We start from the raw sequence: 12,982 nt of genomic DNA on the forward strand, positions 1-12,982 counted from the left end.
CAGGATAAAGGCTCCATCGCCTCCCCCGCTTAGAAAGTAGACTACCCCGTTACTTTGCAGGGATATAGGGCACTGCGTTCACATTTCGCAGACCTTGATGCGACCTTGAGGGTTGGGGCGGCGGGGAGGAAGAACCCCGGCGAAAGACGCTACACCTTGGCGGTGTGGAACTGCTGCTGCGCAGCGGTCAGGCCCTCCCTGACGAGGAGCTCGACGGCGTCGGCGGCGTCGTCGAGCAGGAAGGGCAGTTCCTTCTTTTCGGCGGTGCCGAAGTCCCGCAGCACGTAGTCGGCGGTGTCCATCCGGCCCGGCGGCCGGCCGACTCCCACCCGGACCCGGAGGTAGTCCTTTGTGGACAGAGCCTTGGAGATGTCGCGGAGACCGTTGTGCCCTCCCTCGCCGCCGCCGATCTTCAGCTTCACAGTATTAAAGGGAATGTCGATCTCGTCATGGACGGCCACCACGCGGGACGGCTCGACGTCGTAAAACCTGGCGAGCGCCGACACCGGACCGCCGGAAACGTTCATGTAGGTGCCTGGCTTCGCCAGAACCACGCGGGGGCCGCCGATCCCCAGCCGGCCTTCAAGGACGAGGGCCCTGGCCTTGTGCGCCTTGAACTTGCCGCCCATGCGCCCGGCCAGCCCGTCGAGCACCATCTGGCCGACGTTGTGCCGGTTGCCGCTGTACTCGGGTCCGGGGTTGCCAAGGCCTACGATCAGCCAGGTGTCAGTCATGAATCAATCCTAAGGCGGGGGTTGGCCCGCAACTGGGGCAGGGACGGCAGTGGCCGGGCCCGAAAAGGACCCGGCCACTGATCCGCGCTGTGTGAAAGGCGGAAGGGTTGTGCCCGAATTACTCGGCAGCAGCTTCTTCGGCCGGGGCAGCTACTGCTGCGGCTTCCTCTGCTTCGCCCTCTTCGGCCTGTGCAGTGGCCTCGGAGATGTTGACGACCAGGGCATCGGCGTCGGCCAGCAGGACGGAGCCCTTGGGGAGCACGAGGTCGGAGGCGTGGATGTGCTCGCCGGCGGCGCGGCCCTCGATGTTCACCTCGACGGACTCGGGCAGGTGGGTGGCCTCGGCCTCGAGGGAGACAACCGTGAGTTCGAGGTTGTGCACGGTGCCGGGAGCGGTTTCGCCCACGACGTGCACGGGAACGTCCACGGTGACCTTCTCGCCCTGGCGCACGGTCAGCAGGTCGATGTGCTCGATGATCTGCTTGATCGGGTCGCGCTGGACGTCCTTGACGAGGGCCAGGTGGCCTTCACCGTTCAGGTCGAGGGACAGCAGGGCGTTGGCCGTGCGGACAGCCAGGGTGGTGGCCTTGGCCGGCAGGGTGATGTGGATGGGCTCTGCGCCGTGGCCGTAGATCACGGCGGGGATCTGGCCGGCGGCGCGGGCGCGGCGGGCGAAGCCCTTGCCGAATTCGGTGCGTGCTTCTGCTGCGAGCTTCTGCTCAGACATGTGGACTCCTGGTAGTTTGTTGGTTCAGCAAGGGCGGAGGTCTGGAGTGACCTTCAACGCCGGGCGGCCCGAAGGCGGCCCCACCAGAAGGGTGATTCAGACCCAGTCGATAACGGAGACAAGCAGTCCGGTGTTCCGTGCGTACGGTCTTCCGGTGCTCTCCCTCGCCAAGGTATCGGGAAAAACTTTACCAGTGCCCGGCCCGTTTACTGAAAACGGGCACTTTGCTGGCACCGCTGGTTGAGCTTGTCGAAACCCGGCAAACTCAACCAGCTAACGCCTTTAGGCGTTGCCGTCGAAAAGGCTGGTGACCGATCCGTCGTCGAACACTTCCCGGATGGCCCGGGCGATGAGCGGCGCGATGGACAGCACGGTGAGCTCGGGGAAGCGCTTGTCCGGGGTGATCGGCAGCGTGTCGGTGACCACCACTTCGCGGGCGCCGGACTCGGAGAGCCGCCGGGCAGCGGGATCGGAGAACACCGCATGCGTGGCGGCAATGATGACGTCCTTGGCGCCCGCGTTCTTGAGCACCTGGACGGCGCCGGAGATGGTTCCGCCGGTGTCGATCATGTCGTCGATGAGCACACAGGTGCGGCCCTCGATCTGGCCCACCACGGTCTTGGACACGGCCTGGTTGGGCACGGTCAGATCGCGGCTCTTGTGGACGAATGCCAGCGGCGCGCCGCCGAGGCGTTCTGCCCACTGTTCGGCCACGCGCACGCGGCCGGTGTCCGGCGAGACCACGGTGATGTTGTCGGCGCTGACGCGGGTGCGGATGTAGTCCGCCAGCAGCGGGATGGCCATGAGGTGGTCCACAGGTCCGTCGAAGAAGCCCTGGATCTGCGAGGTGTGCAGGTCCACGCTCATGATGCGGTCAGCGCCGGCCGTCTTGTACATGTCAGCCACGAGGCGCGCGGAGATCGGCTCGCGGCCCCGGCCCTTCTTGTCCTGGCGCGAGTACGGGTAGAACGGCGAAACCACGGTGATCCGCTTGGCGGAGGCACGCTTCAGCGAATCAATCATGATCAGCTGTTCCATGAGCCAGTTGTTCAGCGGCGCGGGGTGCGCCTGGATGACGAAGGCATCGGTTCCGCGGACGCTTTCCCCGGCGCGGACGTAGATCTCGCCGTTAGCGAAGTCGTAGGCGTCCACAGGCAGCAGTTCCGTGCCCAGCTCCTTGGCGATCTCCCGGGCAAGCTCCGGGTGTGCACGCCCTGCGGCGAGCACCAGTTTCTTCTCGCCGTGAGCCGTAATTTCCGTCATGGTTGCTAGCCCTCTTCTGTAGATGCGGGGGAATTTGGGGAATCAGTGCGGCCTTCGCGGGCCGCGGCGGCTTCTGCCAGTTCCGCGGACAGTGAGCCGGGACGGTTGGCGCTAACCCAGCCTTCGGCGTTGCGCTGTGCTGCCATGGACAGTGCCAGGGCACCGGCGGGCACGTCCTTGCGGATCACGGCGCCGGCGCCGCTGTAGGCACCGTCCCCCACCGTGACCGGAGCGACGAATACTGTGTTGGAGCCGGTGCGCACGCCCGAGCCGATCACCGTGCGGTGTTTCTTCTCGCCGTCGTAGTTCGCGGTGATGTTGCCGCAGCCGATGTTGGTGTCCTCGCCGATTTCGGCGTCCCCGGCGTAGCCCAGGTGGGACAGCTTGGAACCGCGGCCGATCCTGACGTTCTTGGTTTCGTAGAACGCGCCGATCTTGCCCGTCTCACCCAGGACCGTTCCCGGGCGCAGGTAGGTGAAGGGGCCAACGCTGGCTCCCGCGCCGATCTCCGCGCCGGAACCGTGGGTGCGGGTCACCTTGGCGCCCTCCCCGATGCTGACGTCCGTCAGCGTGGAGTCGGGGCCGACGACGGCGTCCCGCGCCACCGTGGTGGCGCCGTGCAGCTGGGTGTTGGGCAGGATCCGGACGTCCTCCGCCAGGGTCACCGTGGAGTCGATCCAGGTGGTGGCGGGGTCGACGACGGTAACACCGGCGCGCATCCACGCTTCCACGATCCGGCGGTTGTGCTCCGCGCCGAGGGCGGCGAGCTGGACGCGGTCGTTGGCGCCTTCCACCTGCCAGCGGTCGGCGGTGACGACGGCGGCCACGCGGCCACCGGCCTCGCGGGCCAGCCCGAGGACGTCGGTCAGGTACTTCTCGCCCTGCGAGTTGTCGGTGGTGACGTGGCCGAGGGCGTCCCGGAGGACAGCAGCGTCAAAGGCGTAGATGCCGGAGTTGATCTCGCGGATGGCACGCTCGGCGTCGGTGGCGTCCTTGTGCTCGCGGATACCGGTCACGGTGCCGTCTTCGCCGCGGAGAATGCGGCCGTAACCGGTGGCGTCGTCCAGGATCGCGGTGAGCACCGTGATCGCGTTGCCCTCGCGCTCGTGGGTGGACACCAGCTCGGAGAGCATTTCACCCGTGAGCAGTGGGACATCGCCGTAGGTGACCACGACGGTCCCGGCGACGGGCTCCTTGGCGTCAAGGGCTTCGAGGGCAACTTCGACGGCGCGTCCGGTGCCGGGCACCTCGTCCTGGTCCACGATCAGGGCGTCCGGATCGAGTTCGGTGAGGTGGGCTGCGACGCGGTCGCGTTCGTGCCGGACCACCAGGGCCAGGCGCTGAGGGCTGATGCTGCGGGCGGCCAGGAGGGCGTGGCCCACCATGGAACGGCCACCGATTTCGTGGAGGATCTTGGGGGTACGGGATTTCATCCGGGTACCGGCACCTGCAGCTAGGACGATAACGGCGGCTGGGCCGGATTTCTCGGGGCTCACGTACGGGCTCTCCTTGCTCGGTTGCGCTGTACTGCATCCGCGGCTGCCTGCGCGGCGGTGTCCGAACCTGTGCCCGGAACCGGCAACAGGGTTCATCCTACTGGACACCTCTGATGCAGCTGTTCCGCCCATAGGATTCGAACCTATACTCCACGGCTCCAAAGGCCGGGGTGCTGCCATTACACCAGAGCGGACCATGCCCGGCGCTAAGCCTGGGCACGAGAACCAATTCTGCCACGAACGCAGACGCTCGTGCGACCTCGGCGCATCCGGTGCGCCGGCGCAGGCCCGGGCAGCGCGCCGGGGCCTGCTGCCACCCCTGCCCGCCGCTTGACGTAAGGCATGATTGGACGGTGAGCAACAGCACAGGGACAACTGACGGTCCGGGGAACCTGCCAGCAAGGCCCGAAGCAGCGGCGGGGCGCATCCCCCGGTCGCGGATGACCGGACCCCAGCGCCGGTCCCAGCTCATCGAAGTAGGGCGGGCCCTGTTCGCGATGCGGGGGCTGGACGGCACCACCATCGAGGAGATCGCTGCCTCCGCCGGCGTTTCCAAGCCTGTCATCTACGAGCACTTCGGCTCGAAGGAGGGCCTGTACACGCAGGTCGTCGAGTATGAGTTCCGAATCCTGCTCGCAGACATCAACAACGCGCTGGCCGATGAAGCCAAGCCGCGTGTCCTCGTGGAGCGCGCCGCCCTGGCCCTGCTCACCTACATCGAGGAACGCACCGACGGCTTCCGCATCCTCATGCGGGACGCTCCCCCGTCCCAGCCCGAAGGCGCCTTTTCCACGCTGCTCTCCCACGTCACCGCGCGCGTTGAGCACATCCTGTCCGACGAATTCGCCCGCCGCGGGTTCAGCGCAGCCGACGGCGCCATGTACGCGCAGATGCTCGTGGGCATGGTGGCGATGACGGGCCAATGGTGGCAGGACGCCCGCCAGCCCGACAAACGGGCCGTGGCCGCCCACCTGGTCAACCTCGCCTGGAACGGCCTGACCGGCCTGAAAAAGGACCCGGAACTCCGCAGCGAGCCATAACCCGGCAGACCGCCGTCGGGGTTTACGCCCCGCCCCCACCTGATGGAGTTTTTGTACAGATATTGGGGCTTCGGAGGCCCTTAGCGCCCAATATCTGTACAAAAACTCGGAAGTACTTAGTCGCCGAGGACTTCCGACGCCTCCAGCCATTCGAGTTCGAGGGCGTCCTTTTCGTCGATCAGGTCCTTCAGCTGCTTGTTGAGGTCGCCGAGGCGTTCGAAGTCGCCGTCGTTGGTGCTGGCGGCCATTTGGACGTGGATCTTCTCTTCCTGCTGGGCCAGCTTGTTGAGCTGGCGCTCCACCCGGTTGAGGGACTTGCGGGCCTCGCGCTTCTCGGCTTCGGAGGGACCGGCGGGGGCTGCTTCCCCGCCGGCTGACGGGCCGGTGACGGGGTTTCCGCCGCCGGTGACGGTGGAGCCGGCGAGGGCATTCTCGCGGAGTTCGAGGTACTGGTCGACGCCGCCCGGGAGGCCGCGGATCTTGCCGTCGCCCAGCAGTGCCATCTGGTGGTCAGTGACGCGTTCGAGCAGGTAGCGGTCGTGGCTGACCACCACGAGCGTGCCCGGCCAGCCGTCCAGGACGTCCTCGACGGCGGCGAGCGTGTCCGTGTCGAGGTCGTTGGTGGGTTCATCCAGCATCAGCACGTTGGGCTCGCCCACCAGCAGCCGCAGGAGCTGCAGGCGCCGCCGCTCACCGCCGGACAGGTCCCGGACCGGCGTCCACTGCTTCTGGTTGGTGAAGCCGAGCTGCTCCACCAGCTGGCCGGCCGTGAACTCCCTGCCGCCCACGTTGAAGGACCGTTTTTCGCGCTCGATGACCTCAATGACACGCAGGTCGGCGACGTCGTCGAGTTCCTTGACCTCCTGGGTGAGCACAGCGGTGACCACCGTCTTGCCCTTCTTGACCTTTCCGGCCGACGGCTGGATTTCGCCGTTGAGCAGTTTGAGCAGGGTGGTCTTGCCGGCACCGTTGACGCCGACGAGGCCCAGCCGCTCACCCGGCGCGAGCCGCAGCGTGATGTTGTTGAACAGCTTCCTGCCGGCGTCCTGCTCGGGGTCGCCGCTATCGAAGTCGAGCGACACGTTCTCCAGATCCAGCACGTCCTTGCCCAGGCGCGCGGTGGCCATCTTGCTCAGGGCCGTCGAGTCACGCGGCTCCGGGACGTCGGCAATCAATGCGTTGGCCGCTTCGATCCGGAACTTGGGCTTGGACGTCCGGGCCGGGGCGCCGCGGCGCAGCCAGGCGAGTTCCTTCTTCACCAGCTGCTGGCGCTTGCTTTCGACGACGGCGGCGGTGCGGTCCCGCTCGGCGCGGGCCAGCACATAGGCGGCGTAACCGCCGTCGAACGGGTCAACGATCCCGTCGTGGACTTCCCAGGTCTTGTTGCAGACTTCGTCGAGGAACCAGCGGTCGTGGGTGACCACGAGGAAGGCCCCCTGGTTGGGCCGCCACCGGGTCTTCAGGTGCCGCGACAGCCAGGCCACACCCTCGACGTCGAGGTGGTTGGTGGGCTCGTCGAGCATGATGACGTCGTGGTCCTCGATGAGGAGCTTGGCCAGCGCGACCCGCCGCTTCTGGCCGCCGGACAGGGCATGCACGTTGGCGTGCCAGTCGACGTCGGACACCAGTCCGCCCATGATTTCGCGGATCCGGGGGTTCGCCGCCCACTCGTGGTCGGCCTTGTCGCCGACGATCGCGGCGCCCACCGTCAGGTCGGCGTCAAGGACGTCGCTCTGGTCCAGGTAGCCGACGTTGACGTCCCCGCGCTTGGTGACCCGGCCGGAGTCCGGCGTGGACCTCAGCGCCAGCAGCCGCATCAGCGTGGACTTGCCATCGCCGTTCCTGCCCACCATCCCGATCCGGTCGCCCTCTTCGAGCCCAAGGGTGATGCCGTCCAGAACGGTGCGGGTTGCGTACGAGACCTTGAGGTTCTCGCCGCCGAGCAGGTGTGCCACGGGGAACTGCTTTCTGCTGTGAAGGTTGAAAAGTATTAAAGGAGCGTATCGGAGATGATGCGGGCGCCGGGCACCGGGCCGTGGACCGCCAGTGCGGTGAGGCCTTTGCGTTCCAGCTCCCCGGCGAGGTTCTCTGCCGCTTCGGGATTGTGCGCCAACAGGGCCACGGTGGGTCCGGAGCCGGAAACGATCCCGGCTATGGCTCCGCAGGATTCGCCCAGGCCAAGGGTATCCCGGAGCCCGGGGGCGAGTTCGATGGACGCCCGCTGGAGGTCATTGACGAGAACCCTGCTCAGGGCGTCGGCGTCGCCGCTGCGCAGGGCCTGCAGGATCTTCGGGTCCACCGCCGCGGGCTCCTCGACGTCCAGGCCTTCGGCGTCGCGGAGCGTGTCCAGGGTGCGGAAAACTTCCGGGGTGGACAGCCCGAACTCGGCCGTGACCAGCACCCAGTCCATCTGGGCCTTTGCCAGGGCAGGCGACAGGTCATCCCCCACGCCCAGCCCCACAGCCGTGCCGCCCAGCAGGGCGAAGGGAACGTCCGCACCGAGCTCGGCGGCGAGCTGGGCGAGTTCGTCCCGGGACAGGCCGCTGTTCCATAACGCGTCGCACGCAAGGAGCGTGGCGGCAGCATCCGCAGAGCCGCCGCCCATGCCGCCTGCCACGGGGACCCGCTTGGTGATTTCAAGGTGCACGCCGGTGGCGTGTTCTGACACATCGGCCATGATGGCGGCTGCCTTGTAGGCGAGGTTCCGCTCGTCGAGCGGGATGTCCACCCCGTCGAGGTCCAGCGTGCTGTCGGGACTGATGCTGACGGTGATGCCGGCCGAAGCCGTGCTGGTGGCCGCGACTTCCTCGTACAGCGACACAGCCAGGTACACGCTGGCCACGGAGTGGTAGCCGTCCGGGCGCAGTGGCCCGACATCCAGCGAGACGTTTACTTTGCCCGGGGCCTTTACCCGGACGGTCCTTGCCGCAAAGCGCCCCCTCAGGCCCTGGACCGCCATCAGGCGTCCGCGGCCGCGCGGGCTTCGGCGATCCTCGCGAACGCGGCGATATCGATCACTTCGCCCCGCGCGGTGGGGTCGACCCCGGCCGCGACCAGGCAGCGTTCCGCTTCGGCGGCGCTGCCGGCCCACCCGGCCAGGGCTGCACGGAGTGTCTTGCGGCGCTGCGCGAACGCCGCATCGATGACGGCGAAGACCTCTTCGCGGCTGGCGGTGGTGGCCGGGGGCTCCCGCCGGGTGAAGGCCACGAGCCCGGACTGGATCTTGGGTGCTGGCCAGAACACGTTCATGCCGATGACGCCGGCCTTGCGCATGCTGCTGTACCACGCGGCCTTGACCGAGGGCACGCCGTAAATCTTGGAGCCGGGTTCAGCGGCCAGCCGGTCGGCAACTTCATCCTGGACCATGACGAGGCCGTGCCGGATCGACGGGAAGTGCTGCAGCAGGTGGAGCACCACGGGCACCGCCACGTTGTAGGGCAGATTGGCGACGAGCGCCGCGGGTTCGGCCGGCAGCTCCGTCACCTTCATGGCGTCGGCGAGGACCAGGTGGAAGTCCCCGGCGGAGTCGGGCCGCCATTGCTTGATGGTCTCTGGCAGCTTCGCGGCCAGGACGGGGTCAATTTCGACGGCGACCACCGCCTTGGCGGCGTCGAGGAGCCCCAGCGTCAGCGACCCCAGCCCGGGTCCGATTTCGAGGACCGTTTCCCCCGCGCCGATCCCGGCGGTGGCCACGATCCTGCGGATGGTATTGCCGTCGATGACGAAATTCTGGCCAAGTGTCTTGGTGGGGCGGACGCCGATCTCCCCGGCCAGCCTGCGGATGTCGGAGGCACCGAACAGCGGGGCGGGCGCAGTGCCGGAGGCGGAGGCGGAGGGGGTCGGGTCAGTCACCTAGGTATCCTATCCCGGCGTTCCATATGGAACGGGGCAGTTCACTGCCGGACGGGGCAGTTCACTGCAGGGCCGGGCACGGCAAAGGCCGGGCCCGGTGGTACCGGACCCGGCCTTCGCGGCCGCCGCGGCTGTGGTCAGCTGCCGCGGTGGCGAGGGTTTACTGCGCGGGATTGTCCCGCCATGTAGTTGCTGGCGCAGGTGGTTTCTGGCTCCGGCGGCTAGCTGCTGGCGGCCCAGCCGCAGCCCCACGGCTGGAGGCCGCGCTCCGCATAGATACGGTTGGCAATGTCGATCTGCTGCGCCTTGGACGCCTGGCTGGCGTTCGGGGCGTAGGAGCCACCGCCGGCGCCGATCCAGGTCTGGACGTCGAACTGCAGTCCGCCGTAGTAGCCGTTGCCGCTGTTAATGGACCAGTTGCCGCCTGATTCGCACTGGGCGATCTTGTCCCACATGGCCACGTTCATCATGGCCGGGGCTGCGGCGCCGGTGTTCCCGCTCTCGGCCTCGGCCGCTGCTGCCGGCTTCGGCTCTTCCTTGGTGCCGACCGTGATCTTCTCGGTTACCGGCTCGCGGGTGGTGGTCTTGGAGACCAGTGTCCGGGAGGCCTCACGGCCATCGACGAGGACGAGCTTGTACGTGAGGGTGGTCTCGCCGGGAACGCCTTCCTGGGTGACTTTCTCTTCACCCTTGGGAAGCGTGGCACTGTCCGTTTTCAGCGTCTGGAACGCGACATCTTCGGTGACGGTGGCGGTCTTGCCGGCAACGCGGGACACCTTGATGACCATGTTGTTGACCACCGGGGCGTGTGCCGGCTGCGACATCCGGTCTGCAGCGGCGAGCCGGATCCCGGCATCCTTGAGGACCTCGCCGACGTTGGCGGCTGTGGTGGTGGTCTTTTTGGCCTTGCCGTCGGCGATGATGCTGACGGTCTTCGGCGTCGAGATGGCCACGAACGAACCATCCACGGCCAGCTGCGCGTCCTTCGGCACGGACAGCTCCGAGGAACTGGCCACGCCGAGCTGGGTCACGAGCCCGGCCACGTCCTGCGCCGTGGTGCTCACGGTCTTCTCTGCACCGTCCAGGCTGACCTTCACGGCCTTCGCCATGTTCACGTTGATGACGGAGCCGTTCTGAACACTGGCGTCGAGCGCGGGAGTGACGCGGTCGGCCGGGTGCAGCTCGACATTCGCGCTCTTCACCACCTGTTCGACGGTGCCGCCGAAGGTCTGGACGGAGCTTACTTTCCCGTCGACGTTCAGGGTGACCGTCTTGTTGTTGCCCACAAAGGCAACGAGCCCCAGCACGAGGGCTGAGAGCACCAGCAGCTGCGTGCCGACCTTGATGAAACTGAACTTGCCGTCTGACGTGAAGAAGTTGACCACGATTGCCCGTAACTTTTGAGCCATCCGGGCACGGGGAAAAACGCACAGGGGGACCCACGGCGGTCACCGACATGGTGGCTCCGGGCAGGCCGGAGCAGGCCGCAGGCATGTGCGTCGCCACACTCACATGGCAGGGCATCCGAAGGCGCCCTGCCTGTCACGAACGTGAGTTACATCATCCGGAGGCCTTCCCCGACCCCGGCTAATAGTTTTTCACTGTAACCGTAGCGTTATAAACCGTCCAAAATATTTGCCTACCAGGTATGTATTTTTTTCGGTTTATGTTCCCGGGTTTTAGTCCCAGGATCCGTACGCCCGCACGGTATTTGCGCTGACTTGGCCACAAAGTTTGGCCAGGTCCGTTTCTGTCAATTCCGCCATCGCGCGCACGGTGTACGGCACCATGTAGCTGGCGTTAGGGCGGCCGCGGTGCGGGTGCGGAGTCAGGAACGGGGAGTCCGTTTCAACCAGCACCAACTCCGGATCGGCCACGGCGAGCGCCTCCCTGAGGTTGGTGGCGTTCTTGAAAGTCAGCGTCCCCGCGAAGGACATGAACCATCCTTCACCGTTGCAGATCCGGGCAAGCTCTGCGTCCCCGGAAAAGCAGTGGAAAACAACCCGTTCCGGGGTTCCTTCCTCGCGCAGGACCTGTACCACGTCGTCGTGGGCGTCGCGGTCGTGGATCTGCAGGGTACGGTCCAGCCGCTTCGCGATGTCGATGTGCCGGCGGAATGAATAACGCTGATGGGCCAGCCCCTCCCCTTCCGTGCGGAAGAAATCCAGGCCGGTTTCGCCGATGGCGCGCACGCGGGGGTGGGCGGCGAGCTCCTCGATCTCTGCCAGGGCGTCCTCAAGCTCACCGCGGGCAGCGTAGTCCGGCGCATCATTCGGATGGAGGGCCACGGCCCCCAAAAGGCGCGGATCCAGATCGACGGCGCGCACGGTAAACCTCGAGGATTCGAGGTCGCAGCCCACCTGCACGGCGCCGCAGACACCCACGGCTTCGGCTGCATCGAGGGCAGCCGCGATGTCCACTCGGACATCGTCAGTCGGGAAGTCCAGGTGCGTGTGGTTGTCCATCACGGGGACGGGCAACGGTTCGGGCGCCGGCGGGAAACCGCGCTTGCCGGAGCCGTCGCTACCGGGAGCCCGGTAGGGCCGGGGAGTCAGGGAATGCCGCATTCCTCCAGCCTAGCGGGCGGACCGGCTCCTTCTTTCGCTCGGCATTACCCGGAGATTTACGGGGAACTCTCTGTTAGCCACGGCAGTTGTGTTAGTACGCTGGATACGGACGGATGTGAGCGCCCAACGAGGGCAACGGCAGACCTCCGCCGCTTCGCTCCGCTCCACCCTGGGCTGAAAGGTTGCCGATGGAACCGCACCGACGCATCACGATCGACGAAGCACTTCCCGGCGGACAGGGCTTCACTGGAAGTGCTGCACGCAACGTCAACCCCCTCAACGGACACAAAACTGTTCCCCTGGAAACCCCGGCCTTCCGGGCCGCCAGCGAACGCATCCTCAGCGCCATCAACACCGTCATCGACGGCAAGGCCGAGGCCGCGAAGCTGGCGCTGACGGTCCTGCTGGCCCAGGGCCACCTGCTCCTGGAGGATGTCCCCGGGGTGGGCAAGACGCTGCTGGCCAAAACGCTGGCACGCACCATCGACTGTTCCGTCAGCCGGATCCAGTTCACCCCCGACCTCCTTCCCTCGGATGTCACCGGCGTCTCTATCTATAACCAGTCCTCACGCCAGTTCGAATTCCGTCCGGGCGCCGTGTTCGCGAACATCGTGATTGGCGACGAGATTAACCGGGCCTCCGCCAAGACCCAGTCCGCCCTGCTCGAATGCATGGAGGAGCACCAGGTCACGGTGGACGGACACTCCTACAAGCTCGGCGAACCGTTCATGGTGGTGGCTACCCAGAACCCCATCGAGATGGAAGGGACGTATCCGCTCCCGGAAGCCCAGCGGGACCGCTTCATGGCCCGGATCTCCATGGGATACCCGGACAAGGACTCCGAGATCGAAATGCTCGAGACCCACCAGGCCACGTCCCCCCTGGCCCGGGTCAAGGCGGTCGTCACGGCAGCGGATGTCGCCGCCATGATCGCCACCGTCCAGCAGGTGTTCGTTTCCGAAGCCGTGAAGGAGTACACCGTGGCCATCGGCCGGGCCACGCGTGACAGCGCCATGCTGCGCCTTGGGGCGAGCCCGCGCTCCCTGCTGCAGCTGCTCCGGGCCGCGAAGGCTACGGCGGCGCTGGACGGCCGTGATTTCGTGCTGCCGGATGACGTCGTAGCCGTTGCCGAGGCGGTGCTGGCGCACCGGATCATCCTGGACCGCAAAGCCGCCAGCACGGGCGAGACCCCGCATGGCGTGATCCGCGGCGTCCTTGCCCGGATCCCGGTCAGCCAGGAGATGACGGACACGGCAAACGCCGGGCGGACCACACCCGAACTCCGCCACAGCCGCTAGTCAGG

General features: G+C 66.8%; 11 protein-coding genes and 1 tRNA gene. 2 read left to right on the forward strand and 10 right to left on the reverse strand.

Translation table 11 applies throughout. The annotated features are described in order from the left end of the window. Positions 1-149 precede the first annotated feature (149 nt). The 5 genes from pth to AC57BR_RS06125 form a co-directional block, all read right to left on the reverse strand. Positions 150-734, reverse strand: a complete 585-nt coding sequence (gene pth / locus AC57BR_RS06105) for an aminoacyl-tRNA hydrolase (RefSeq protein ID WP_496358892.1) — start codon at positions 732-734, stop codon at positions 150-152. Positions 735-852: 118 nt separating this feature from the next. Beyond that, on the reverse strand, positions 853-1,461 hold the full coding sequence (locus AC57BR_RS06110; protein WP_496358893.1) for a 50S ribosomal protein L25/general stress protein Ctc: 609 nt from the start codon (positions 1,459-1,461) through the stop codon (positions 853-855). A 282-nt stretch (positions 1,462-1,743) separates the two neighbouring features. Next, positions 1,744-2,724, reverse strand: a complete 981-nt coding sequence (locus AC57BR_RS06115) for a ribose-phosphate diphosphokinase (RefSeq protein WP_496358894.1) — start codon at positions 2,722-2,724, stop codon at positions 1,744-1,746. Positions 2,725-2,729: 5 nt separating this feature from the next. Continuing rightward, positions 2,730-4,220: a bifunctional UDP-N-acetylglucosamine diphosphorylase/glucosamine-1-phosphate N-acetyltransferase GlmU gene (glmU, locus tag AC57BR_RS06120; protein ID WP_496358895.1), complete on the reverse strand. Its 1,491-nt coding sequence runs from the start codon at positions 4,218-4,220 to the stop codon at positions 2,730-2,732. Between the two features lie 122 nt (positions 4,221-4,342). Beyond that, positions 4,343-4,414, reverse strand: a tRNA-Gln gene (locus AC57BR_RS06125). 246 nt (positions 4,415-4,660) lie between these two features. Between AC57BR_RS06125 and AC57BR_RS06130 the strand changes: the two genes are divergently transcribed. Then, positions 4,661-5,260: a TetR/AcrR family transcriptional regulator gene (locus tag AC57BR_RS06130; protein WP_496359026.1), complete on the forward strand. Its 600-nt coding sequence runs from the start codon at positions 4,661-4,663 to the stop codon at positions 5,258-5,260. A gap of 116 nt (positions 5,261-5,376) precedes the next feature. On the opposite strand, the gene AC57BR_RS06135 is transcribed toward AC57BR_RS06130, so the two are convergent. The 5 genes from AC57BR_RS06135 to AC57BR_RS06155 form a co-directional block, all read right to left on the reverse strand. Further along, entirely contained in the window at positions 5,377-7,215 is a 1,839-nt protein-coding gene (locus tag AC57BR_RS06135; protein WP_496358896.1) for an ABC-F family ATP-binding cassette domain-containing protein, read from the reverse strand. A gap of 35 nt (positions 7,216-7,250) precedes the next feature. Beyond that, positions 7,251-8,219, reverse strand: a complete 969-nt coding sequence (locus tag AC57BR_RS06140) for a 4-(cytidine 5'-diphospho)-2-C-methyl-D-erythritol kinase (protein WP_496358897.1) — start codon at positions 8,217-8,219, stop codon at positions 7,251-7,253. After that, entirely contained in the window at positions 8,219-9,112 is an 894-nt protein-coding gene (rsmA, locus tag AC57BR_RS06145) for a 16S rRNA (adenine(1518)-N(6)/adenine(1519)-N(6))-dimethyltransferase RsmA (protein ID WP_496358898.1), read from the reverse strand. The genes AC57BR_RS06140 and rsmA overlap by 1 nt, the downstream gene beginning before the upstream one ends. 221 nt (positions 9,113-9,333) lie before the next feature. Then, complete coding sequence (locus AC57BR_RS06150) at positions 9,334-10,521, reverse strand: resuscitation-promoting factor (RefSeq protein ID WP_496358899.1); 1,188 nt, start codon at positions 10,519-10,521, stop codon at positions 9,334-9,336. Between the two features lie 270 nt (positions 10,522-10,791). After that, positions 10,792-11,679, reverse strand: coding sequence for a TatD family hydrolase (locus tag AC57BR_RS06155; RefSeq protein WP_496358900.1), 888 nt, complete (start codon positions 11,677-11,679; stop codon positions 10,792-10,794). Between the two features lie 188 nt (positions 11,680-11,867). On the opposite strand from AC57BR_RS06155, the gene AC57BR_RS06160 reads away from it, so the two are divergent. Beyond that, complete coding sequence (locus AC57BR_RS06160; RefSeq protein ID WP_496358901.1) at positions 11,868-12,977, forward strand: AAA family ATPase; 1,110 nt, start codon at positions 11,868-11,870, stop codon at positions 12,975-12,977. The last annotated feature ends 5 nt before the right edge of the window (positions 12,978-12,982 follow it).

It is taken from the genome of Arthrobacter sp. BGA-UO-ETr-C19 (assembly GCF_059568005.1).

Coding starts and splice junctions, on each gene's coding strand:
- AC57BR_RS06160 (WP_496358901.1), top strand. CDS start 11,868: ATGGAACCGCACCGACGCATCACGATCGACGAAGCACTTCCCGGCGGA.
- AC57BR_RS06140 (WP_496358897.1), bottom strand. CDS start 8,219: ATGGCGGTCCAGGGCCTGAGGGGGCGCTTTGCGGCAAGGACCGTCCGG.
- AC57BR_RS06115 (WP_496358894.1), bottom strand. CDS start 2,724: ATGACGGAAATTACGGCTCACGGCGAGAAGAAACTGGTGCTCGCCGCA.
- AC57BR_RS06130 (WP_496359026.1), top strand. CDS start 4,661: ATGACCGGACCCCAGCGCCGGTCCCAGCTCATCGAAGTAGGGCGGGCC.
- AC57BR_RS06110 (WP_496358893.1), bottom strand. CDS start 1,461: ATGTCTGAGCAGAAGCTCGCAGCAGAAGCACGCACCGAATTCGGCAAG.
- AC57BR_RS06150 (WP_496358899.1), bottom strand. CDS start 10,521: ATGGCTCAAAAGTTACGGGCAATCGTGGTCAACTTCTTCACGTCAGAC.
- pth (WP_496358892.1), bottom strand. CDS start 734: ATGACTGACACCTGGCTGATCGTAGGCCTTGGCAACCCCGGACCCGAG.
- AC57BR_RS06155 (WP_496358900.1), bottom strand. CDS start 11,679: ATGCGGCATTCCCTGACTCCCCGGCCCTACCGGGCTCCCGGTAGCGAC.